Source organism: Sorangiineae bacterium MSr12523 (genome assembly GCA_037157775.1).
GTDB classification, from domain to species: Bacteria; Myxococcota_A; Polyangia; order Polyangiales; family Polyangiaceae; genus Pendulispora; species Pendulispora brunnea.
Genome location: CP089982.1, coordinates 3,194,495 through 3,218,041 on the forward strand (window position 1 = coordinate 3,194,495; position 23,547 = coordinate 3,218,041).

Consider the following 23,547-nt stretch of genomic DNA (forward strand, 5'->3'; position numbering starts at 1 on the left):
TTTGCGGGAGCGGAGTCGAGGAAGGGAGACGGGGCGATGATGAGACTTTTCCTCAGCGTGGGGTTGGCCGCGGCATTCATCGGGTGTTCGGCCGACGCGCCGCAAAGCGGCATGAACCGGGAGATGGAGCTCGGGGCGCAGGCGGCCGATCCGCTGGTCGTATCGACCACGCGCGGGCAGGTTCGCGGCAAGATGGACAAGGGGGTTCCGGCCTTCCTGGGCATTCCATTCGCGAAGCCACCGGTGGGCGAGCGGCGCTTCCGTACGCCGGAGCCGCTCGACCAAAACTGGGAGGGTGTGCGCGATGCGACGCACTATGGGAGCGCGTGTCTGCAGCTGATGCCGCAGAAGTCCTCCTTGGGCAGCGAGGATTGCCTTTACCTCAACGTGTTCACGCCGCCGAATGCCGCGGTATCGGGCGCGAAGAAGAAGGTCATGTTCTGGCTCTTCGGCGGCGGGCTCACCGCAGGCGCCGGCGATCAGGACCTCATCTTCAACGGCACCGGCAACCTTTACCACGGTGCGACCTTCGCCCTCGAGCAGGACACCGTCGTCGTCACGATCAATTACCGGCTCGGCGAGTTGGGATTCACTGCCCACCCCGCACTGTCGGCGGAGGATCCGCACGGCTCGTCCGGCAACTACGGCATTTTGGACCAGATTGCCGCGCTGCAGTGGGTGCACGACAACATTGCGAACTTTGGCGGCGATCCCAATCAGGTGACCATTTTCGGCGAGTCGGCCGGCGCGGTCAGCGTCGGGTTGCTTCTCGTCTCCCCGCTGGCCAGCGGCTTGTTCTCGGCGGCCATCATGGAGAGCGGCGGCATTGGCGTGGCCCCGCGCGAGCACCGCTACAACCAGGGTAAGGACGTGGTCACGCGCGAGGGGTGCGCACTCGCGAAGGACATTCCCGCGTGTCTGCGCTCGCGCCCGGGGATCGACTTTTTGAATCCGGGGGGCAATGGGCTGTTCATCACCGACTTGTTCGTGAACTTGATCCACGAAGGGCACATGTGGTGGCTCTGGTATGGCCCCAACGTCGACAATTACGTCTTCACGGGTGATCCGTATACGACCATGCGTGAGGGCCGGCACAACAAGGTGCCGCTCATCGTGGGGCACAATGCGCAGGAGGCCGCCCTCGTTCCGTATTTGGGGACGGATCTCGCGTCGTATGAATTGGCCATCAGCGCCGTGGGCGGGCCATTCGCGGCGGATATCAAAAAGATGTATCCGTATTTCAATCCATTTCCGAATGGCCGCCAGGCGGTCATCGATGCGGGGACGGACGTCATCTTCGCCTGCGACGAGCGGCGTGTGGCACGCAATGCGCTAAAGGGTGGGACGCCCGCCGTGTACCGCTACGTGTGGACCCACGGCTACCGTCCGCCGCACGTTCTCTCCGCGCTCGAGGGCGCGTTCCACGCAGCCGAATTTCCATTCATCTGGAATACGACGGACGCGTTCCTCTATCCGCAAACGTCGGCCGAGCAGCTTCTCGGCACGCGGGCCCGCACGTATTGGACGCACCTGGTGGACGGCAATCCCAATCTTGCCGGTTTGCCGGAGTGGCCGAAATACGATCTGAAGGACGAAAAGACGCTGGTGCTCGATACCAGCGTTTCCACCGTGAACAATCCGCGCGGTGCGTACTGCGATTATTTCGACAAGGCGCTCAATCAATATTGAGCACAGGAGCAGGGAGAAGCGTGCCATGTTCGATGGGAATGCGATCGCCAAGAACCCGGCGACACCGCTCGCCGCGAGCTGCAAGACGTTGCCGGAGCTGTTTCTCCAGCGCGTCTTGCGCACGCCGAAGCGATTGGCCTGGAAGCGGAAGTCGGGCCAGCAGTGGGTCGAGTCCAACTGGAGTGAGTTTTACGAATCCGCAGCCGCGGTGGCCACGTGGCTCATCGACGCCGGCCTCTCGGTGGGCGACAAGATCACCATCATCGGTAGCACGCGCCCCGAATGGTGCATCGCGGACATGGCCGGGCTCTTGGCCGGTGCGGTGACGGTCGGCGCCTACCCGACGCTGTCCGTCCCGCAACTTGGGCACATCCTGGAGCACTCGGATTCGAGGTTCGTGTTCGTCGAGGACGCGGAGCAGCTCGAGAAAGTGCTCGCTTTGCTGCCCGGCCTGCCCAAGGTGGAGGCGGTGCTGGTTTGGGAAACGCGCGGGCTGGAATCGGTGTTCGCCGTGGAGCCCAAGGTGCGGCCTTTCACCGAGGCGCTGATCACCTCGGTGGACGTGGTGGGCGTGCAGATGCGCGCATCGCAGGTCGACGAAAAGAACACCGCGATCATCGTCTACACGAGCGGCACGACGGGGCCGCCCAAGGGGGCGATGCTTTCGCACCGCAACATCATGACGCTGCTTCGGGGCGTCGGTTTCGTTCCCCTCGAGGAGGGGGACGTTTGCCTGAGTTTTCTGCCCATGGCCCATGCGGCCGAGCGGATCGTCGCGCACTATTTGCGAATCAATTACGGGACGGGGACGGCGTACGCGACGAGTACGTCCGCGGTCATTCACGAATTGCGCGAGGTGCAGCCGACGCACTTCGGCAGCGTGCCGCGCATCTTCGAGAAGGCGTACGCGCGCATTCAGAACGAGCTGACCAAGGCGCCGCCGCTCAAGCAGGGGATCTTCCGTTGGGCCGAGGGCGTGGCGCAGCATGCGGTGCACCATTGGCAAGAAGGCAAACCCATTCCGCGGGCGCTGCGCCTTCAATACAAGGTGGCCGATCGGCTGGTGTACTCCAAGTTGCGCGCGCACTTCGGTGGCAAGGTGCGGTTCCTTCTCACGGGGGCGGCGCCCACGCCCAAGAAGATCATCGAGTTCTTCTGGGGAATCGGCTTCCCGGTGTTCGAGGTGTACGGCATGACGGAGGCCACGGCGATCACGCACATGAACCGGCCCGGCGCCGTTCGCCTCGGATCGGTGGGAAAGGTGGTCGACTTCTGCGAGGAAAAGCTCGCCGAAGACGGCGAAATTCTGGTGCGCGGCGACGTCGTCTTCCAGGGCTACTACAAGGACCCGCAGGCCACGGCGGAGATGATCGATGCCGATGGATGGCTGCACACCGGCGACATCGGCAAGCACGATGGCGATGGGTACCTCTACATCGTCGACCGGAAGAAGCATTTGATCATTACCGCCGGTGGAAAGAACCTGACGCCGAGCAACATCGAAAACGAGATCAAGGCCGAGGATGCGATCATCAGTCAGGTGCATGCCCACGGCGATCGACGGGCTTACGTGACCGCGTTGGTTTCGATCAGCCCGATGGAGGGTATCGACTGGGCGCTGAAGAAGGGGCTCGTCGAACGACCCGACGTGTCGGATCGCATGAAACGGGCGCTGATGGAGAATCCATTGGCCCAGCCCGAGGGGCTGGACGCGCTCATGAAGCGTCTGGCGCTGGAGGCCGACGTTCGCGAGCGCATCGCCGAGGCCGTGCGACGCGGGAACCAAAAGCTCTCGCGCGTCGAGCAAGTCAAACGCGTGTACATCTTGGACCGCGAGTTCTCGCTCGAACATGACGAGATCACGCCCACGTTGAAGATCAAGCGCAAGATCGTCGAGAAGTCGTTCGGGCGGGTGTTCGACCAGCTCTACACGGATCCGTCGTTCGGGATCACGGTGGAAGCGGAGAGGTGATAGCCTCGTTTCGCTTTGCGCGAACAAGGACGATTCATTCACGTCGAGGTCGAAGAGCACGAGGCGCTGCCCGATGGGTGCAGCATGCGCTTCCACGGTACGGGGCAACCGTTCACCGTGGAGCGTGTGCGCTACGAGTCGGAGGATGGCCGCGAGGGCATTTGGCTGGTGCATGCCGCGCACGCGGACGGGACACGGGGGGCCGCCATGGGCAGCACCGTGGAAGACTCCAGCGCGGGGTCGTCGACGTTGGTCTATGGCGGCGCGCACGGGCTGCGACTCGTGCACGAGGACGGCGGCGACGAGGTCGCCGAGCCGTATCTCCTTCTCGCGCCGAGCGCGATCATCTAGCTGTCGACCATGGCGTGGCGGCATGGATTTTCCATGCGAGGAGGCCGCGGCTCCCGGCGGCGTGCGGAGTACACACGGCGGCGTGATCACGCATTCCGCGCAACCTCAGACGTCCTTCCGCTGGCCTTCTCTCTGCCAGACAAAATGAGGGGCAAAAGAAATCCGGTAGATGCGAGCAGTTTTTTGCGCTGCTTCCCCAACGAGGTCCTCGGCTACCGGTCCGCGCCCGCAGCGCCTCCCGTAGATTGGATGAACCGGCGGCAGTAAAACCTGACGCGTCGCCGCCGCCGGACGTCACGCCCACTGCAACGCCGAGATCGATGGAAGGTCTCAGCCGCAGCGGGCGCGCCGTCCGGCTTTCCTCGCGAAGAAAAACGATCGACCTCCCGCCGATCGCCGAAGCTATCGGCACCCCCGCGTGGTCAGAGCCACAAAGAGAAGTGGGGGCCCAAGGGAGGTCGATCATGCGTAGCGTAGGCCTGGATTTAGGAGCGCGCCACATCGCTTATTGCGAGGTGTGCGATGGGAAAGTCGTGGAGCGGACGAGCGTGCAACAGATCGAACAGCTCAAGGGTCGATTGGGGCCCGGGACGCTTCCGGCCATTGTCGCCTTCGAGGCAGCGCGAGAGGCTTGGTTCGTCCATGATCTCCTCCGAACCTGGGGACACGAGCCGAAGATCGTCGACACCACGCGACTCAAGACGATCGGGATAGGACACCACAAACGCAAGAACGATGCGCTCGATGCCGAGCACCTCGCCATCGCGGTCGAACAGGGGCGCATTCCCGAAGCCCACGTCCTATCGGTGGAAGGTCGAGAGCTTCGCGAGCAGTTGAGTGTCCGACAAGCGCTGGTTGAGACCCGCGCGGGTTACGTGACCACGATCCGCGGCCTCGCGCGTGCACATGGGAAACGTGTTGCTACGTGCGATATCAGCAACTTCGTGACGCACTTGGAAGCAACCGAGATGAATCCTGGCTTGCAGAAGCTTGTTGCGCCGTTAGCCGCCATGCTGAAAGTACTCGACGAGCAGCTCGTGAGAGTGGAAGAGAAGTTGCAGAACTTGGCAGGGCGAGATCCTCGGATACGTCTTTGCGCCACAGCCCCCGGTGTAGGGCTCATCGTCGGGGCCACGTTCATGTCCGTCATGGACGATGCCCACCGTTTCAAGAATGCCCATGCGGTGAGCGCCTATCTCGGACTCGTTCCGTCCGAATCGACCACGGGAGGACCGAGCAAGCGTCGTCTCGGAGGCATCACCAAACAGGGAAACCCTCACGCGCGAGCCATGCTCGTGCAAGCAGCCCACAGCCTACTGCGCACGCGCAAGCATGCCGGGGACCCCATTCGTCTTTGGGGAATGAACATCGCCAAGAAAAAAGGAAGATCGATCGCGGCTGTCGCCGTGGCCCGACGTCTTGCTGGTGTGCTCTGGGCGATGTGTCGTGATGGGGCTTTCTACGACCCGAATACGGCCACAAAGGGGACTTTCCAGAAAAAGAGCATGCGTGGAAGCGATGAAACTCAGCGCACCGTTGCGCTCCGGCGCGCGACCAAGAAACTTCAGCGGCGATACACTCGCCGTAAGACTTCGGAGGTCACCATGACGTGACCCACCCGATGCGCCGCAGAGCGCGCGACGTTTTGAGAACCCATTGGAGGACGATGAACGCGGGGAGAGCGGTGTGAGCACGACCGAGGTAACGCCAAGGTCGAGAGCTCGCCCCGTAAATTGCGTCTCGCTCCGCCCTACGAATCCCATACTGCGTCCCGGGGCTACCCGCGACCATCGCTGCCCGGTGAACGCGAAGAGTCAATTGACGGCAAACTCGAAACACACGTCTGGCGGCCCATCTTTTTCAAAACGCAGCGGGCTCGTCTCGAGTCACAGGAGAGCTCCATGCTTCGCCAAAACACCTCCTCCCGGACGACGAAGAAAAATCCGAAGAAGAAGAAAATCGCCTTGCATAAACCGCCGGTACAGAGTCACCACTCCGCGTGTTGTTCCCGCTGGCGAGGCTCCCGTAGGAGTGGCTCCTCGCTATCAACGGGCACGTGGAGGGCTGTTACCTCCCGCTCATACCAATGGCAACCCATCATCTTAATCTGCGGCCTTGCGGGCGCGGCGTCCGGAGCACCGCGCACGAAAGGTCTGACCCGACGCATTGCCAATTCGGGGCCAACTCTCATCCTTGGCAAAAATGCGGCACTCGGCGCATGGCGGCCCTGTCCGGGACGAATGGAGGCCTGTCCCGGACACCCCCCACGCGGGCAGGGCGGCTTTGATGCCCTACTGGCGCACGAACTTGAACGGGATGTTCACCGTGGAGGTGCCGCCCGTGGCGGGGAAGCTCCAGTTGCGCACGGAGGTCTCGATGCACTTGGCGATGGCCGGATCGTTTCCGTCGGCGTTGGCGCTGGTCACTTGACCCTGGCCGTTGATGACCATGCGCACGTTCACGTTGACCGACGATTGCTGGCTGGTGCTCCCGCGCTCCCAGCAATTGCGGCGCACGCCGAGCTGGTGCTGGTTCAGCACGGAGCGGATCTGATCCTCCGACAGCGAGCCTCCACCGGCGGAGGCGCCTCCGCCGCCACCTGAGCCGCTGCTTGGACCGCTGCCGGTGCCTTTGAGCAGATCGCTCAAGTCGGCCGTCTTGCTGCCGTTGGACGCCGAAGTGGCCGGCTTTGGCGTGCCCGCGGCCACCTTCGGCCCCGTGGACGGGCCCTTCTCGGCCGATGCGCTGGCGGCAGGCTCGGCGGGCAGCTCGATCTCCGCCGAGGCAGGCGGCGGCGGGGTGCTCGCCACGGGCGGCGTCGACGAAGCGGCGGCCGGGGCCGGCGGTGCGGCGGGGGCTTGTGCCGGCTGACGGAAGATCACGATGGCGGCCGTGATACCGAAGGCACCCGCGAGCGCCACCATGGCCAGCGGGATCCACGGGACGCCCTTCTTCTGGGGCGGCGGCTCCGTCGCCAGAATGGGCGGGCCCAACGACACCGAGGAGCGATCGCCCACGTTGCTCGCGAAGTTGGGCGCCGGGCCCGGCGAACTCGTGCCGGCAAACGGCGAGATCACGTTCCCCGACGCGGGCGAAATCTGCACGCTCAGCGGCGGCCGCGAGGTGCCCGCCGGCGGACCAGCGCGGAAGGGATCCTCTTGCGCCTTCGGGCCACCGGCCGTCGGTACGGCAAACGGATCCACGGCCTCGGGCGGCACGGGCGTCTGAATCGTGTGCGATGGCTGCTGCAGCGCCTGCGTGGCGACCTCCGTCGCCTCCGGATCTTCCAGCTTTTCCGCGGCCGCATTGCGCGGGGCGAACGGCAGCACGTTGCTGCGCGCCGGGCGGAAGTTGTCTCCGCCCACCCCCACACCAGGAGCGGCAGGCCCGCGGTTCAGCGCGACGGCGCCGCGCGGAACGTAGGCGCCTTTGCCGGGCGGCGGCGGGGTGCTCTGGCGAACGTCGCCGGTGACGGCGAGGGGAGGGCGCCCGCTCTGCGCAGCCTCGCGCACCAGCGCGAGCAACTCGGAGTACGCCTTGACCGGGCGCCACTCCTCCATGCCTTCTTGCCACACGAGCGAATCTTCGGTGACAGCACCGAGGGAGGCCTTGCGGCGCAATTCTGCGATGCGCACGGGCCCCACGGGCACGCCGTTGATGGCGACGTACCACTCTTTCAGGCCCGTGATGTCGCGCAGCGCGGGGTCGTCTTTGACGATGCTCTTCTGAAACGCACCCGCGAGCGCCCCCGGCGCACCAGCACCAGAATGAGGCGGCGGCGCGACCATGGTGGCCTCGCCGGCGTTCTGGGCGGGCGTGGGCGGCGGTGTGATCAGCGAGCGCGGCGCCATGGGCTTGCGCGCCGAAAGGCTCGTCGCCAGGGGACTCGCTCCCTTGGAGTTCGTCGCATGGCCCTCACCGGTCGCCGGCGGGCGAGGCGAGTTTGCAGGCCGGCTCGGGCTGGGCGGTGGCGTCCTCACGGGCGCCCCGGAAGTACCTGCAGCGGTCGCGGTGGAAGCAGCATGCGCACCCGAGCCCGTCGCCGAGCCTTCTGCAGCGGCACGGGCTTGGAGTTCTTTGGGCATGCCGCGCGATACACTCGTCTCGGTGACTTCTGCGCGCACTTCAATCATATGGCCGCACTTGCGGCATTTCATTCGCACAGTTTTGCCGGCGACCTTGTCGTCGGAAATCTGGTACTTGGCCTTGCACTGCTCGCAGAGAAACTTCACGAAAGGTCCGTGGAGGATACTGATCCTGGGTTGAGAGAGCGAGCGGTTCCGTCAGCACGGAGCCATCTCTCGCGCCCGTTAAGCGACCTCATTAAAGAAGCGTCATCAAGCGTTCCTTCACCTGCGCCCGCGTTTCTGCATCGGGAGCTACTTGGATGCAACGTTCCCATACCTCGACGGCCTTGTGACGAAATCCTGCCTTTTCGTAGAGCACTGCGAGGTTCTTGAGTGCTGCAAAGTTCCTGGGATGCAGTTCGATGGCGCGCTCGAGCTCGTGGATGCCCTCGTAGATGGCACCCTTTTTCCCGTACAGCAGCGCCAGGTGGAAGTGTAACCGATACGCGAGCGGATCGATCTCGATACCGCGCCTGAGAAAGCCGATGGCCTCGTCGACGTGCCCCGCGCGGTAGGCCGTGACGCCTTGTTCGAGCAGTTTTTCCGCATCGGCGCTCATGACGTCCACATCGCGCTCCGGGTGCTCGGAACGTCGTGTATCGCGCTCGGTGAGTGCGTGTGCCACTGCATCGACCACTTCTTGGATGCGGAAGGGTTTCTCGATGTAGGCGGCGATGCCGTAGTTGTCCTTGAGGTCCTGTGCGATGCGCCAGCCCCGGTAGACCGCGCTCACCATGACGATGGGGATGGTGCCGTATTTTTCGCTGCCACGAATGCGGCGGGCGATGTCGAAGCCGTGCAGCTCGGGGAGCATGGCGTCGAGCACGATGAGGTCCGGCACTTGTTCTTTGACCATGCGAAGGGCGAGAAGGCCCCTGTCGGCTTCGATGACGCGATAGCCACGTTCCTGCAGTACGCGGCGAAGCATGCGGCGGATCTCTTCTTCGTCGTCGACGACGAGAATGGTCTTTCCCGGCCGAGCCACGGTGGGCGGTCCCGCTGCATCCTCGGGCGACATCGGGAGAATGCCCGCTGGCGGCGGCGCTTCGTCCACGCGTGAGACCTCGGGGCTCATCAGGCCGAACTCCATCGTCGACAGTTGCGCATTCGAGGAAACGCGCTGCATGGCATCGTCGACCACCACCGGAGGCGCCTCGTCGGCGGCCACGACATCGGGCTGTGTGGAAGGCACCACCTCGCTTGGGGCCCCCTCCCTCGTGCGCGGAACTGCGATGCCGCGCGGGGCCGTTGTCCGCGCCCGTGGCGGAAGCGGCGGCGGAGCGGGGGGCGCCGGAATCGCCGGGGCAATGCCCAGCCGAACCAAGGTCTCACGCGGCACGCGCGGGCCGAGGTAATGGGTCTCCCCTGCCTCTTTGGCCGCATAGGCGGCGGCTATCGTGCGGCGCAGTGGCTCCGCGAGTGCGACATAAGCGTAGACCTTCTTCCCCGTGACGAACTCCAGCTCGTCAATGGTGCGCTTGTCGGATGGATTCGCGGTGGCCACGAAGAGGCGCTCGCCACGAAGGAGCACGGGTAAGATGAGCTGCGCTTCGGCGTGCTCCCGCGGAATGACTGCAATGTGCTCGAGCAGGATCGCGAGCTGGCGCAGCTCGATGCCCGGCACGCCGAATTGCTCCGAAAGGGCGCGCAGCGCGTCTTCCTCCCGCACGATCCCGCGTTCGACGAGGAACGAGGCCAGTGGAATGCGATGTGTGCCTGCCTGCCTCTGCTCGCGGAGTGACTGTGAAAGGACATCCGACGAGATGAGTTTGCGTGCGACAAGGATGCTCCCCAGCGGCTTCTTCTCCTCGTTCGCCATTGAGAAGAATCGTACACCAATATTGCGGGCGTTGCGGGCGTTGCAGGCGGGCAGGCAGGCAAAGAAAGCGAGGCGTTAGGCTCCCGCTTCCATCGCCTCGATCGAGCGCTTCTTGAAGGCCGCGTACGTTCCGGTCTCGATGGCCTGGCGCGCGCCAGCGACGAGTTGACCGTAGTAGTGCAAGTTGTGCAGCGTCAGCACACGCAGCGCGAGGATTTCGCCGCACATGTACAGGTGGCGCAGGTACGCGCGGCTGAAACCGGCGCGGCAACCCGAGCACCCACACTCCGGATCGATGGGGGACGGATCTTTCGCGTAGCGCGCGTTCTTGATGATGAGGCGCCCGAAGCGGGTGAGGGCCTGGCCGTTGCGCGCGTTGCGCGTGGGAAGCACGCAGTCGAACATGTCGACGCCGTGCTCGATGCCTACGAGCAAATCGAGCGGCGTGCCGACGCCCATGAGGTAGCGCGGCCTTTCCGGATCGAGGTACCACGCGACCTCGGCCAACGTTTCGTGCATGCGCGGGATCGGCTCGCCGACGGAGAAGCCGCCGAGCGCGAGGCCGTCGAAGCCCGGATCGAGCGCCGCAAGCTGGTCGGCGTGGGCCTTTCGCAGATCGGCAAAGCATGAACCCTGCACGATTCCGAAGAGGGCCTGTCCCTCGGGCCGCGGGGCGGCGAGCGCACGTTTGGCCCATCGCGTGGTGCGCGCGACGGCTTCTTCCACGACGGATCGCGGCGAGTCGCCGGGCGGACACACGTCGAGCTGCATCTGGATATCGGCGCCGATGAGGCCCTGGATGCGCACCGCTTCTTCCGGCGTGAGGTGGCCCTTCTTGCCGTCGAGGTGCGAGCGGAAGGTGAAGCCGTCCTCGGTGAGCTTGGTCAGGCTCGAAAGGGAGAAGGCCTGGAAGCCGCCCGAATCGGTGAGCATCGCGTGCGGCCAGCGCGAGAAGCCGTGCAGCCCGCCCAACTCGGCCACGGTCTCGGGTCCCGGGCGCATCCACAGGTGGTACGTGTTGCCGAGGACGATGCGCGCGCCCGTCTGCGACACCTCGTCGGGGGTGAGCGTCTTCACGCTGCCTTGCGTGCCCACCGGCATGAACGTGGGCAGATCGACCTCGCCGTGCGGCGTGGTGAGCACACTGCGTCGCGCGTTTCCATCCTGCGCGAGCACGCGAAAGGCGAACCCCGAAGCGCGCGGCTTCATGTGGCGCGGGTCAGGAGCATGGCATCTCCGTAGGAAAAGAATCGGTAGTCTTCACGCACGGCGTGACGGTAGGCGGCGAGCACGCGTTCATATCCACCGAAGGCGCAGACCAGCGCAAGCAGGGTCGAGCGGGGCAGGTGAAAATTCGTGACAAGCATGTCCACCACGCGAAACTGGTAGCCTGGCTGAATCAAGAGCCGCGTTTCGCCGTGTGTGGGAATCACGTGCCCATCGCGATCCGGGCTCGCGGCACTTTCCAGTGCGCGCACCACCGTGGTGCCGATGGCCACCACGGGCTTGCCGCGCTCGCGTGCACGGGCGATGGCGCTGGCCGTGGTGCGGGAGATCTCGAACGTCTCCGAGTGCATGGGATGCTGATCGAGATCTTCCACCTGCACGGGCTGGAACGTGCCCAGGCCCACGTGCAAGGTCACGCTCGCGAGCTCACAGCCCCGCACGGCGAGACGCCCGAGCAATGCGCGCGAAAGGTGCAGTCCCGCCGTCGGCGCGGCGAGGGCACCCGGCACGCGCGCGAACACCGTTTGATACCGCTCTTGATCGAGCGGCTCGTCGCCGCGCTTGATATAAGGCGGCAAAGGCACGTGTCCTTCGGCCTCGATTGCACTGCGGATGGGCGCCGGCGCCATCGTGCTCACGCCCACCTCGAGCAGGCCATCTTCGCCGCGCCCGAGGAGGCGGATGATCACGTTGCCCGCGATCACGTCCGATCCGAAGCGCAGGGGCTTCGATGCTTTGCCCAGCGCGAGCCACACTTCCGCCTCGCGCGGATCGCCGCCGGGGATTTCCAAAGTGCGCGCTTCGACGAAACGCACGAGAAAGATTTCCACCTTGCCGCCCGTGTCGGCCTTCACTCCGAGCAGGCGCGCAGGGATCACGCGCGTGTCGTTCACCACCACGAGGGCGCCCTCGGGGATCAGCTCGGCGAGTTCGGCGACGCCGCGATTCTCGAGTGCATCGCTGTCGGGGGGCACCACGAGCAAGCGCGCTTGCTCGCGTTCCGGCGTGGGATACTGAGCAATGCGATCCGGCGGAAGGTCGTAATCAAAAGCTTCGATACGCAAGGCCGGCGGACACTATCTCATTCGCGTTAGTCGCGTTAGTCCGCGCAATCAGTGGCTTGCGACTTTGCGAAACTGACGAGCGCTCTCCGGACCGGACGCGAGCTTGGCGCGCAGGAAATCGGCGAGCTCGTCGAGTCGGTACGGCTTGGGAACGAAGCCGACGACCCCGCAGTCGGCACGCACCAGCTGCCGTTCGCTCAGATGGTATGCGCTGGTCAGCACCAGGAGCATTTTCGGATAGAGGCGTGAGAGGCGCCGCGCGAGCTCGATGCCGTTGATGCCCGGGAGCATCAAATCCAGGATGGCAACGTCGGCGGCGGAAAGCGCGAGCGAGGCGAGCGCCGATTCGGCGTCCAGCACGGTCGTGACTTCGAAGCCTTCGAGCCGGAGACCCAGCGCAAGTGCGCGTCCTTGATTGACCTCGTCATCGACGACAAGAACTTTTGCACTCAAGGACACCTCTCATCCTTCCTCTATCGATCGCTGTCGAATCCGTGCACGTGATCCGGAGGTCCCCCGCTTGCGGCGGCGGACGTTCGACGCGGAGGTCTGCCGCTTGCGGCAAACCGACTTTCAACGCAGCGGAGGCCGCTGATTTACCCGCGCTAAAGCAAATTCAGTGCCGACGGCAAACCGCACAAAATTGGCGCTGAACACCATGCTTCAGCGTGCATGCGTGAAATGCGGTCGCAAAAATGAAACCCGTTGCGAAGGTCGAGTGCGCTTACTTCGTATCGAAGACGATGCCCAGACGGGTCATCTTGCGCCAGAGTGTCGTGGGCGAGATCGCCAGGAGTTCTGCGGCTTTTTCGCGGTTTCCATCGCTCTCGCGGAGTGCTCCTTCGATGGCCGTGCGCTCCGCCGTGTCGACGACATCCGCCAAGGCTCGGCCGCCGTGGTTCGAGCCTGAGCGCGCTTCCTCGCCGATGGGCGGGGGCAGAAGGTCATCTGCCGTGATGGTGCCGCTCTGCACCAGCGCAACGGCTTGCTCAATCATGTGCTCGAGCTCGCGGATGTTGCCCGGGAAGTCGTAATGCGCCAGCGCGTCGAGCACGCCGTCGTGCAGGCGGGCGCGTACGCCCATCTTCTTGTTGTACTTTTCGAGGAAGTGCATCATCAGCTCGGGCACGTCCTCGCGGCGTTCGCGCAGGGCAGGGAGCTGGAAGCGCGCCACGTTCAAGCGGTAGTAGAGATCTTGCCGGAAGCGCTTCTCCTGCACGGCGCGCAAGAGATCCTGATTCGTCGCGGCGATGATGCGAACGTCCACGCGGATCGGTTTGTTCTCACCGACGCGGCGCACTTCGTTCTCTTGGATGACGCGCAGGAGCTTCGCTTGGAACGACAGCGGCGTCTCCGCGATCTCGTCGAAGAAGAAGGTGCCGCCGTGGGCCTCTTCGAAGAGGCCCTTGCGCGCGCTCACTGCGCCGGTGAACGAACCGCGCGCGTGGCCGAACAATTCGCTCTCGAGCAAGGTCTCGGTGATGGCTGCGCAGTTGACCGGCACGAACATGCGATCGCACCGCCGCGAGTTCGCATGGATGGCTTTGGCGACGAGCTCCTTGCCGGTGCCGCTCTCGCCCGTGATGAGGACGATGGCGTCCGTCGGGGCGATGCGCACGATGCGGCCGAGCAGATCGCGGATGGCGCCCGAGCGCCCGACGATGTTCTCGAAGCGGTAACGATCTTTGAATTCGCTGGCCAGGAACGCGACTTCGCCTGCGAGGCGGCGGTTCTCCAGGGCCTTGTCGACCTTCACCAGCAGCTCCTGCTCGGTGAACGGCTTTTGAATGTAATCGAATGCGCCGAGCCGCATGGCCTCCACGGCGCTTTCGATGGTGCCGTAGGCGGTCATCACGATGACTTCGGTCATCGGCTGCGCCTCTTTGATGGCGCCGAGCACCTCCATGCCGTCTTTCGTGCCCATACGCAGGTCGGTGAGCACCAGATCGAACGCGCCCGTGGCGCCACGCTCGGCACCTTCATCGCCGTCGGCGGCCTCGTCTACTTCGTATCCAACCCCCTTGAGCATCATTGCCAGGGTGGTGCGCATGTTGCGCTGATCATCGACGATCAGAATCTTCGGCATGGTCAGAGGCAGTCTAGTACGTGGCTGGATGGATCTCGTCTAACTTTACCGCCGAGGTGGTGGCGCTTCGAATCGAAACCTACCTGCAGCGACGCCGGACGTGGTTGCGATTCTTTTTCGTAAGGTCGAGAGATTCAGGTCAGGGGGGTTTAATTGTCAGGAGCGCCCGCCCGGATCCAGTTGGCGATGCGCTTCATGTCGACCTCGTCGAAAGCGCACACGGGAGCCTTTGGCATGGTGCCGCCGCCTGTGCTCTTTCGAAGCACGAGGTAGAGAGGTGAGTGTTCGGGTGCCGTCTGATCGGCCTCCGCAACGAGCCCCGCATCTCGAAGGTGCTGATAACACGTATCTTTTCCATCCGGTTCGTTTTCAGCAGGGCAGATGAAGCCGTTGCTGCCGAGCGCGCCCGGTTGATCGCTCGAACCGTGGCATCGTCCGTTGCCGGCGCAACCACCGGGACCGACATGTCCAAAGTAGTCTTTGTAGAGCTCCGTAAACGTGAAGCCAGTGCCGCGCGCGCCTGTCTCTACGCACAATGGCGCGACAGTCACGTCGCGATCGGCTGCCCCCGCGTCGGCCATGGGCCGCAATTTTTGCGGCGGGCTCTCTTCGGAGGTCCCGCCGCAGGCGAGGAGGGCGTGGCAGGCGTAAACGGCGAAGCCCGCGACGAAACCGAAGGTCCACGAAGGCCGAAGGCCGCCGGGCCACGCCGTGATGAACGGGCGCATCCGCCGCTCATATTAGCCCAAGCGGTGCCCGCGCCCGTTTCCTGAAGCGGTTTTAATAGACGATTCCGAGGAAGAGGCGGATGGTGTGGGCGCTGGAGGTGCTCCAGTCGGTGATGCCGGACGGGTTGTTCGTGTTGTTGGTGATGTTCGGCAGGTAATTCAAACCACCCATGGGGAAGAACACGCCGTACTGCAGCATGGCGAAGAAGCCCCCGAGCTTGTCCGGATCGTCGTTCAGCGCGCCGTCCTTGGCTTGGTAGTAGAGGCTCAAGTTGAGCTCGAGGCCGAGATCGCGGTTGTGACCCGGCGTCTGCACGAATTCGCTCGCACGGCTCCAGATGACCGCCGCGTTGCCGCCGAATTTCTGCCCGCCGGGATTTCGAATGAAGTCGTACTCCACCGACGGCCGGAAGTAGTACGCGCCCTCGACGCGCGAGAGGATGCGGCGGAAGAAGATCAGGTCGACGTTGTATGCGGGATTGAATCGAAACGTGGAGACGGGGCCGTTGCCGCTGTTGAACGCGTTCGTTCCGTTCGTAGGCTGCAATGAATCCTGCCAGGGATCGCCGCTCGCCCAGCCGAAGCCGAGGTTCAGTCGGAGCTTGTCCTCGATGGCCTTGAACTCCGTCTGCGTGGTCAAACCGTACTGACGGACCTTGGTGTCGCTCGCATTGGTGCCGGTGCTCGGGGCGCGCTCGATGTTGCCCCAGACGGTCGCGAACTCGGCTTCGAAGCGGAACTTCTTGAAGAGGATCTGCACCCATGCATCGGGGATGAAGATCTGCGCGTTGCGGCGCTCCAACCCGTTGTTGTTGGGGTTACCGTTGGTGAACGTCCACGGCGTCTCCGTGATGCCGTTGCTGCTGGCCAAGTCCAAGTATTGGCTGCGGTAAACGGCATAGAGGCCGCCGTTGATGACGACTTGGTTGCGCGAAAGCTGCAGGCGCTGCAGCTCGGGGTTCGTCCGGCGCGCGACGAAGAGCGACCACTGATTGACGTTGGTGAGGTTGCCCGTGTTGTACGGCTGCCCGCCGTAGACGCTGTACGCGTTGGCGTTGGTGGGGCCGCTCGAGACGAAATCCCAGGAGCCGCCGAAGTACAGATCGAGCGCCTTGATGCCCGAGGTGAACATGATTCGGTCGACCGTGCTGTGGTAGTCGGCGTCGATGTTGTCGCCGGAGTTCCACATCATGCCGAGGCCCCAGTGGTGCGGCATGCGGCCGAATCGAATCTGACCGACGGGGGTCATGTACTCGCCCCACGCCCGCTTGACGTCGATGGAGTTGCGCCAGCCATTCACTCCGGCCGTGGGTGGGCCTTGCGTGTTGGAGAAGAGGCTGATCGGCGCGTACGGATTGCCGCCGGCGCGCACGTACCCGTTCGAACCGGCGCCCGGCTGCATGGCGTACGAGTCGGGCGTGGAGCCCAACACGAGGTTATCGAGCATGTCGATCTGCGCCATGATCCGCAGGTTGTCCGAGATGTGCAGCTCGGGGTTGATGCGGAAGCGCATGTTGGCCGTAGCCTGCGTCTTGTCTTGGCAGCTATCCGGCCGGTTCGGGTCGTTGCCGCACATGCCCAGATTGAGAGCACCACCCGAGACGGGACTGTACGAATTGTCGATCGGCTGCGGCCAGAGCGCGCTACCGGCGGGGTCGTGGCGGCCGAGGGAGAAGTTGTGAAACAACTCGCCGCGGGTGCGGAAGTAGCCATGCAATTCGAGCACGGGGCGGATGCGGCTAAACCAGTCTTCGCTGTAGACGTCTTGCGGGCGCGATCCCACGAGGCCATCGGCCGTGGGGCGCTGCTTGCCCTGACCTTCGAGCTCGCGCTGATCGGCGGCCGGGTCGACGGCGGCTCCTGCGGCGGCCGACGATGGGGCCGGGGCGGCGTCGTCCTGCGGGGTGGGCAGGAGGCTTCCGCGCGGAGGCGGCGACGTCGGTCCAGAAGAGGGAGGCGGTGCCGGCGACGCTTTGCTGTCCGTGGCTTTGTCGTCGCTCTGTGCGTGTGCGGTGCTCGCCGTGGAGGCGAAGACGCCCATGAGCGCGAAAGGAAGGGCCAAGGAGAAGAGTCTAGATCGCGGGGTGCGCGCGTAACCAAGCATCGTAGGAGGGCCTTGTAACACGCCTACTTCCACGAAGTGCGCAGGAAAACGGCTACCAGTCGTCGGCGAGGAACGCCTCGATCTCGGAGCGCAGGTCCACGAGTGTTTGTCGCATCTTGCTTTCGCTCGAGTCTCCGTCGCGTTCGCCGTGTTGCCCCGGTTCCTCGGGTTCGACGCCTTCTTCGGAGTGGTGATCTTCCGGCTCGGCCCCGGCGTTGCGCAGCTTCTTCTTCGCGCCGGCGATGGTGAAGCCCTCTTTGTAAAGGAGGTCACGCACCCGAAGGAGGTTTTCGAGATCGCGACGGGAATAAACGCGCTGCCCCTTGGTGCTCTTGGTGGGGCGAATCATTCGAAACTCGCGCTCCCAGTAGCGGAGGACATGCGGCTCCACGCCGACGATGGAGGCCACTTCGCCGATTCGGAAATAGAGCTTCGAAGGATCGCCAGGAGGGCCGACCTTGCCCGAGTCTTGCCGCGTCGGCACGCGGCTACTCGTTGGTAGCGCTCGGGCTCGGGGGCACGCTGGCAGGAGCAGGACCCGAGCCTGGTGTCGGAGAAGCTGCAGAGGCTGCAGACACCGTCAGCTCTCCCGAGGCGAGACCGTTGGACAAGCGAGCCCCCGAGCTACTGCTCGTCGCGGCCTCGCCCAACCCAGGTCCCGATGGCGCACCGCTTCCCGCCCCTGCTCCAGCCCCAGGTCCGGGCTGCGGGGCCGCTCCTGCCCCAGGTCCGGGCTGCGGGACCGCTCCTGAAGGCGGAATGCCTGTGGGGGGCGATGGCCGCACGGAATGATTTGCCTGCGTGTTTGCGGCTCCGGCTGGACCGGATGGGTTGGCGTTCAGCACCTGCTTCAGGATCTGGCTCGCCTTGAAGGTGAGGACCCGTCGCTCGCTGATCTTGATCGGATCACCCGTTTGCGGATTGCGGCCGGGCCGTTGCCTCTTGTCCCGGAGGACGAAGTTGCCAAAGCCGCTGATCTTGATCTTCTCGCCGCGCCCGAGGGTCTCCTTCATCATCTCGAAGACGAGGTCGACGACATCCGCCGACTCTTTCTTGGAGAATCCGCCTATCGCATACACTGCCTGGACGATCTCAGCCTTCGTCATGATCGTCTCCACCCCCTGTCAGCACCTACCTCACTTACGATGGCACAGGCACCTACCCGGACCAATCCAGAGGATAGTAAACGGGAATCTTCGATAAGCGCTACCGGAAAACTCCCCGCCTGACAAAAACGGTTTAGCTTGGTTCGCTGTGTCTTGACAACACCGCGCCGTCGTCCTCTTCACCCCCAGGGGTGAGGTTGTGCTTGACAAATGTGACCGAATTCACATTCAGGTTCGCGTTTGCCAAGCACCCTCCGTGGGTTGCTGGGATGCAACGAAGGTCAATGACCGTTGCTCACTCCGCGTCAGCGATGTCGGCCGTGGAAACTGCCGGGGTCGGAATGAAGTCGCGAACGCTATCCGGCGACTGGGTGAGGGCGGGCATCTCGGCGGCTGCCTTGCGGCGCGCGGCCTGCTCGCTTGCGACCAGCGATGCCACATAGCCGTAGCCGAACGTGAAGAGCATCGCGAACGGCGTGGCGAACCAGTGGCCCGTCTCGATCGAAGCAACCGTGCTCGCCAGCGAGAAGAGGCAGAGGCCGACTTCGACCATCGGCAGATCGGCGCGGGCGCGGTAGCGCGGGGTGCTCGCGGCCGGGGTGCTCAGCTCGATGCCCTTCTTGGGCGTGCGCACGAACTCGCCGGCCATCGAGTGCAGTCCTTCGAAGACGGCCTTGGAGAGGTGCGGCGCGAGCCCGGCACCGAGCGCGAGAAGTGCGGGGAGCTGCTTGAGCGCGTCGATGCGGCGGCGTCCTTGTGCGGCCTCGGCCATCGCGTAGAAGGCGGCGAGCGAGCCGGTGGTGCCGATGCAGAGCGGCAGGTCGATGAGGAGCATGGCCTGCGGGTTCGTCGCCGGCATGAGGACCAGCGCGGGCAGGAGCAGGAGGCTCAAAAAGACCATGAGCGGGTAGGCGAAGTGCGGCGTGAGGTGGAAGAAGGCCTCGATGCGCTGCGAGAGCGACAGGTTCGAGGTCATCACGCGCTTCATCAGCTTGCGCGAGGTCTGAACCGTGCCCTTGGCCCAGCGGAATTGCTGCGCGCGGAAAGCGCTCACGTCCTCCGGGAGCTCGGCGGGGCTCACGACGTTGTCGCGGTAGACGAACTTCCAGCCGGCGAGTTGCGCGCGGTAGGAGAGATCCAAGTCTTCGGTGAGCGTGTCGTGCTGCCAGCCGCCGGAGGCGCCGATGGCTTCTTTGCGCCACATGCCGCCGGTGCCGGAGAAGTTGAACAACCAGCCCGCGGCCGCGCGCGCACGGTTCTCGACGAGATGGTGGCCGTCGAGCATGAGGGCCTGCACGCGGGTGAGCAGCGAGTGATTGCGATTCAAGTGGCCCCAGCGCGCTTGCACCATGCCGATCTTGTCATCGATGAATTCGGGAACGACTTGCTCGAGGAAGTCCGGCTGCGGGAGGAAGTCGGCATCGAAGATGGCCACGAGCTCGCCCTTGGCGACCTTGAGGCCCGCATCGAGTGCGCCCGCCTTGTAGCCGGTGCGGTCGACGCGATGGATGTACACGATGTCCAAGGTCGGGTCGTTCGCAGCGAGCTCGGCAACATGGTTGCGCACGAGTGCCCGCGTTTCGTCCGTGGAGTCGTCGAGGACCTGGATTTCCAAGAGCTCACGCGGGTAGCGGATCGCCGAAGTGTGCTCGAGCAAGCGCGCCGCCACAGTGGCCTCGTTGTAGAGGGGGAGCTGGATGGTGACGTGCGGGAGTTCTTTGCCGTTTTTGGCGTAATCCTCGAGCTTGGGCGCGTTCTCGCGCATCGCCGCGAGCTTCTTCCTGTGGCGCAGGACGGTCAGCACCAAGTGCGATCGGTGCAAGCCGTACATGGCGAGAAAAAGCAGGACGACGAAGTACGCTACGCAAAGAGCCAGGTACATGCCGTGGAGCTAAGCACCCAGCGACCTACACATTGTCACCAACTTGTAAATCGTTGCACGTCGTTGTCTCGACGCGTCATTCAACGAAATCAGGGAGGTGGGATGGGGGCCGTCGGCGGGGCGGCGGCCGCGCGTTTATCGAGGTTGATATCGAAGTACCCTGCGAGGCCGATCGTCCACAGGGCGTGGCTCGTCGAGTCGCTGCTGTTGGTCGCGTTGATCTTGCTGTCGCCGAAGGTGCCGAGGCCCACCTCGATCTTCGGAATGAGGCGCAGGATCTTGCCGGCCTTGAAGTGCATGCCCACGCCGAGGAGGAAGTCCGCGGAGCTCGCAGAGTCGCTCTGTTTCGTGCTGGCCGAGCTGGCATCGACCGAGAAGCTTCGATAGCCGATGCCAAGATCGGCGAGGAAGGCGAAGCCGTCGGGGTTGGTGATGATGCCGAATTTGCCCGCGGCGAGGAACGAGCTGCCCTCGTACTTGATGCCGTTCTTTTTCACCTCGCCGTACTTGGCGCCCTCGAGCAGCAGGCTGAAGTAGAAGAGGCGCGCGAAGCGAATGCCCGCCTCCGCACCGAGTGCGGCGCCCGGGTTGGCCACGTCGCCCATCGATAGGACCCCGCCGGTCTCACTGACGTACTTCCCCGCGGGGAGGGCCGCGCTGATGCGCGGGCCGATGAAGAAGCTGGTGCGCGAGCGAAGATCCGCGGGGCGCGGGCGCTCGGGCTCTTGGTAGACGGGCGGCTTGTCGATGGGCGCTTGCGAGGTGCCCGGGGCAGGGGAGATCTGGACGTACTGGCTGTTCGTCGTCGCGCCGCCTGCGGGCCCGTAGATGACGCCACCGGTGCTCGTCAGGTTCAACGTGATGGCCTGGCGGGCGCGCTCCTTGACGTCGACCGTCTGCTCGGCGCGGGTGTAGCCCGGGGCGGTGGCCACGACCTTGTGAACGCCGGGATTGATCGGGCGCGACACGCCGACCAGGGCGCTGTGCAGAGGCTGCTCGTCGATGGTGACCGACAGCGTGGGCACCTGCGGCGGGGTGACGTCGATCTTCAGCTCGGGGACGCGCGGCTCGATGGTCTTCATCTCCTCGCGGCCCTGCTCGACGGCTTGCACGAAGGCGGGCGGCGGGCTCGGAGGCATCGGGTAGCGCTGCAGGGCGCGGTACATCTCCAGCGCCTCCACCAAGTGCCCGAGTGCGGCGTGGCACTCGGCGATGCGCAGCATGTTCGTCGGTGCGTTCACCACCGAGTTGGCGCGCGTGAAGCGATCGAGCGCTTCGGCGAACCGGCTCGCGCGTTGCAGCTCCACGCCCTCGCGAAAGAGATCGCGCGCGGCGGCGCGATCCATGTCGCTCACGGGCTGGGCCTGAGCTTCGGTGGAGAAGGTGACGGTCGTCGCGACGCCGATGCCAAGGGCCGCGAGGGCGAGGAAACGAGAAGTTTTAAGCATGTTTCAGTAGCCCGGATTGTCGTCTGGTTGCTTTCCGGGCGTGGAAGGATGGGGGGTGGGTTTTGCAGTCGGTGTCGCGCTCGCGGAGCTCGCGGCGCTGCTCGAAGAAGAAGGCTTGTCGGCCTTGTCGCTCTTGTCGGATTTGTCGGCTCTGTCCGTCTTGTCGGCCTTGCCTCCGCGGCGTCCCGTCTTGGTCGTCGACGGTTGCGCGGTCGCCGTCTTGGATGGCTCCTCCTCCGTGGTCGGCTGCGGAGCCTCGTTCGAGGGATTCGTCAGCGGTGGAAGGCTTGCCACCCCTGCTGCCGCCGTGGAGGCCGTCGAAGCTTCCGTCGCGGCGGACGCCGTCGTGGCAGGACCGGGACGGTGCCCACCCATCGCGGCGGCCTTCGCCCTGTCTTGCGTGGACGGACTCACGCGGAAGGCCACGATGGCGAGCACGATGGTCGCCACCACGCCGACGACGATGCCGACGATCAGGCTCACCGACGAGCTTTTCACCCCGCGCGGTGTGGAAGCGGCGAACCCCGGCGTCGTGGGCGTGGGCCCGGGCCCTCCTGGACTCGGGTAACTCGGCGAGCTCGGAGAGCGATACTGCTGCGGGGGCGTCGCATGCGGATGCGGCGTGCTCGCCTGCTGCGCATAGGCCGGCGGTGTGAAGGCGTGCGCGGCGGGCGGTGCGCTCGGCAGCGTGCGCGGAGGACCCTCGCCGCCGGGGTTGCTCGGCGAACTCGGGGAACTCGCCCGATACATCGACGCCGGATCGAGCTCGCGCGACGCGCCCGACGTGGGGCCTCGCCGTACCGTCACGCCGCACAAGTACGCCAGCGCTTCGGCCGCTTCGGTGACATTGGCAAAACGGCGCGCTGGCTCGCGGTCCAGCACGCGCATGAACCACGTGTCGAACGACGGCGGTAGCCCCGGCAGCACGTGCGACGGCACCGGCAGTGGCGCCGTGCAGATCTTCACCAGCAGATCGCCCAGCGACTCACCCTCGAAGGGGAGCACGCCCGTGACGCACTTGAAGACGATGACGCCGAGCGACCAAATGTCCGTTCGGTGGTCGATGTCGCGCAGCCCGCGTGCCTGCTCGGGCGACATGTAGTACGGCGTGCCGAGAACCGCGCCCGTCTTGGTGCTGTTCGACAGCGTTTGATCGGTGCTGCGGATCTTCGCGATGCCGAAGTCGAGCACCTTCGCCACCTCCTCGTCGTCGTCGGCCGACTGCGTGAGGAAGATGTTTTCCGGTTTCAGATCGCGATGGATGATGTGCGCCGCGTGCGCGCGGGACAGGCCACGGGCGACCTGTTGGAGGATTCGCGCCACGTCTTGCAGTGGAAGGCGGCCGAGGCGTTCCAAGCGCTTGTCGAGGGGCTCGCCCTCGAGCAGCTCCATGACGATGTACGGTTTGCCGTCGGGCGTCACGCCATGGTCGAAGATCTTGATCAGGTGCTTCGACTGAATCTTCGCTGCGGCTTTTGCCTCGTTGTCGAAGCGGCTGCGGGCCTCTTTGCTGTCCGCGTATTCCTTTTCGATGAACTTGATGGCGACGCGCAGACCCAACGTCTCATGGCGCGCTTCCCACACGGAGCCCATACCGCCGCGGCCGATTAAGCGGGCAAGCCTGTACTTTTCGGCAACGAGATCGGCGGGAGGAGGAGGGGAGGTCGACATCTTTGCAAACGGAAGCAAAACGAGAGAAGTAGCGCGGGAAAAGCGTTTGCAGCGTATCGCGGGTGCGTCCCGGCGTCCACCGGTGCCGCACGCTTCCCGAGCAATGTCCGCGCCAGTTTGGCGCCGATGTCCAATTATCTGAAATTCTCGAGAGCGCGTGCATCGTGCCTACATGGGCACCGCGACGCCGTGTGCGAAAGAGGCCCTGCCAACCGTGACGCCCGCTACGCTGTGGCGGTTTTAGCGCCATACGGCAGCGTAATCGAAAGTGCA

The 23,547-nt window shown here is 64.7% G+C and carries 16 protein-coding genes and 1 pseudogene; 4 read left to right on the forward strand and 13 right to left on the reverse strand.

Annotated elements, in window-relative coordinates:
• The first annotated feature begins 36 nt into the window (after window positions 1-36).
• The 4 genes from LZC95_13045 (at window position 37) to LZC95_13060 (ending at window position 5,625) form a co-directional block, all read left to right on the forward strand.
• A complete protein-coding gene (locus LZC95_13045) occupies window positions 37-1,689 on the forward strand; it encodes a carboxylesterase family protein (protein WXA97757.1) in 1,653 nt (550 codons plus the stop codon).
• Between the two features lie 25 nt (window positions 1,690-1,714).
• Window positions 1,715-3,661 carry a long-chain fatty acid--CoA ligase gene (locus LZC95_13050; protein WXA97758.1) on the forward strand — a complete coding sequence of 649 codons (1,947 nt, stop codon included), beginning with the start codon at window positions 1,715-1,717 and terminating at the stop codon, window positions 3,659-3,661.
• 15 nt (window positions 3,662-3,676) lie between these two features.
• Entirely contained in the window at window positions 3,677-4,012 is a 336-nt protein-coding gene (locus tag LZC95_13055; protein WXA97759.1) for a hypothetical protein, read from the forward strand.
• Window positions 4,013-4,476: 464 nt separating this feature from the next.
• Window positions 4,477-5,625 (forward strand): IS110 family transposase, encoded by a 1,149-nt coding sequence (locus tag LZC95_13060; GenBank protein ID WXA97760.1) that lies wholly within the window; start codon window positions 4,477-4,479, stop codon window positions 5,623-5,625.
• Window positions 5,626-6,303: 678 nt separating this feature from the next.
• Here the strand turns inward: LZC95_13060 and LZC95_13065 are convergent.
• The 13 genes and pseudogenes from LZC95_13065 to LZC95_13125 all read right to left on the reverse strand — a co-directional run bounded on the left by LZC95_13065 (window position 6,304) and on the right by LZC95_13125 (window position 23,274).
• Window positions 6,304-8,244: a zinc-ribbon domain-containing protein gene (locus LZC95_13065; GenBank protein ID WXA97761.1), complete on the reverse strand. Its 1,941-nt coding sequence runs from the start codon at window positions 8,242-8,244 to the stop codon at window positions 6,304-6,306.
• A 91-nt stretch (window positions 8,245-8,335) separates the two neighbouring features.
• A complete protein-coding gene (locus LZC95_13070) occupies window positions 8,336-9,958 on the reverse strand; it encodes a response regulator (GenBank protein ID WXA97762.1) in 1,623 nt (540 codons plus the stop codon).
• A gap of 75 nt (window positions 9,959-10,033) precedes the next feature.
• A complete protein-coding gene (gene tgt, locus LZC95_13075; protein ID WXA97763.1) occupies window positions 10,034-11,167 on the reverse strand; it encodes a tRNA guanosine(34) transglycosylase Tgt in 1,134 nt (377 codons plus the stop codon).
• A complete protein-coding gene (gene queA / locus LZC95_13080) occupies window positions 11,164-12,249 on the reverse strand; it encodes a tRNA preQ1(34) S-adenosylmethionine ribosyltransferase-isomerase QueA (protein ID WXA97764.1) in 1,086 nt (361 codons plus the stop codon). The genes tgt and queA overlap by 4 nt, the downstream gene beginning before the upstream one ends.
• Before the next feature lie 48 nt (window positions 12,250-12,297).
• Entirely contained in the window at window positions 12,298-12,702 is a 405-nt protein-coding gene (locus LZC95_13085; GenBank protein WXA97765.1) for a response regulator, read from the reverse strand.
• Between the two features lie 271 nt (window positions 12,703-12,973).
• A complete protein-coding gene (locus tag LZC95_13090; GenBank protein ID WXA97766.1) occupies window positions 12,974-14,335 on the reverse strand; it encodes a sigma-54 dependent transcriptional regulator in 1,362 nt (453 codons plus the stop codon).
• A gap of 149 nt (window positions 14,336-14,484) precedes the next feature.
• Window positions 14,485-15,063 carry a hypothetical protein gene (locus tag LZC95_13095; protein WXA97767.1) on the reverse strand — a complete coding sequence of 193 codons (579 nt, stop codon included), beginning with the start codon at window positions 15,061-15,063 and terminating at the stop codon, window positions 14,485-14,487.
• A 52-nt stretch (window positions 15,064-15,115) separates the two neighbouring features.
• Complete coding sequence (locus LZC95_13100) at window positions 15,116-17,125, reverse strand: TIGR04551 family protein (GenBank protein WXA97768.1); 2,010 nt, start codon at window positions 17,123-17,125, stop codon at window positions 15,116-15,118.
• 94 nt (window positions 17,126-17,219) lie between these two features.
• On the reverse strand, window positions 17,220-17,651 hold the full coding sequence (locus LZC95_13105) for a MerR family transcriptional regulator (GenBank protein WXA97769.1): 432 nt from the start codon (window positions 17,649-17,651) through the stop codon (window positions 17,220-17,222).
• 352 nt (window positions 17,652-18,003) lie between these two features.
• Window positions 18,004-18,273 (reverse strand): annotated as a pseudogene (locus tag LZC95_13110) (integration host factor subunit alpha).
• A 295-nt stretch (window positions 18,274-18,568) separates the two neighbouring features.
• On the reverse strand, window positions 18,569-20,155 hold the full coding sequence (locus LZC95_13115; GenBank protein ID WXA97770.1) for a glycosyltransferase: 1,587 nt from the start codon (window positions 20,153-20,155) through the stop codon (window positions 18,569-18,571).
• An 89-nt stretch (window positions 20,156-20,244) separates the two neighbouring features.
• Complete coding sequence (locus LZC95_13120) at window positions 20,245-21,603, reverse strand: hypothetical protein (protein WXA97771.1); 1,359 nt, start codon at window positions 21,601-21,603, stop codon at window positions 20,245-20,247.
• Window positions 21,604-21,606: 3 nt separating this feature from the next.
• Window positions 21,607-23,274, reverse strand: coding sequence for a protein kinase (locus tag LZC95_13125; protein ID WXA97772.1), 1,668 nt, complete (start codon window positions 23,272-23,274; stop codon window positions 21,607-21,609).
• Window positions 23,275-23,547: the final 273 nt, after the last annotated feature.

Coding starts and splice junctions, on each gene's coding strand:
- LZC95_13045 (WXA97757.1), top strand. CDS start 37: ATGATGAGACTTTTCCTCAGCGTGGGGTTGGCCGCGGCATTCATCGGG.
- LZC95_13050 (WXA97758.1), top strand. CDS start 1,715: ATGTTCGATGGGAATGCGATCGCCAAGAACCCGGCGACACCGCTCGCC.
- LZC95_13060 (WXA97760.1), top strand. CDS start 4,477: ATGCGTAGCGTAGGCCTGGATTTAGGAGCGCGCCACATCGCTTATTGC.
- LZC95_13070 (WXA97762.1), bottom strand. CDS start 9,958: ATGGCGAACGAGGAGAAGAAGCCGCTGGGGAGCATCCTTGTCGCACGC.
- tgt (WXA97763.1), bottom strand. CDS start 11,167: ATGAAGCCGCGCGCTTCGGGGTTCGCCTTTCGCGTGCTCGCGCAGGAT.
- LZC95_13090 (WXA97766.1), bottom strand. CDS start 14,335: ATGCCGAAGATTCTGATCGTCGATGATCAGCGCAACATGCGCACCACC.
- LZC95_13095 (WXA97767.1), bottom strand. CDS start 15,063: ATGCGCCCGTTCATCACGGCGTGGCCCGGCGGCCTTCGGCCTTCGTGG.
- LZC95_13115 (WXA97770.1), bottom strand. CDS start 20,155: ATGTACCTGGCTCTTTGCGTAGCGTACTTCGTCGTCCTGCTTTTTCTC.
- LZC95_13120 (WXA97771.1), bottom strand. CDS start 21,603: ATGCTTAAAACTTCTCGTTTCCTCGCCCTCGCGGCCCTTGGCATCGGC.
- LZC95_13125 (WXA97772.1), bottom strand. CDS start 23,274: ATGTCGACCTCCCCTCCTCCTCCCGCCGATCTCGTTGCCGAAAAGTAC.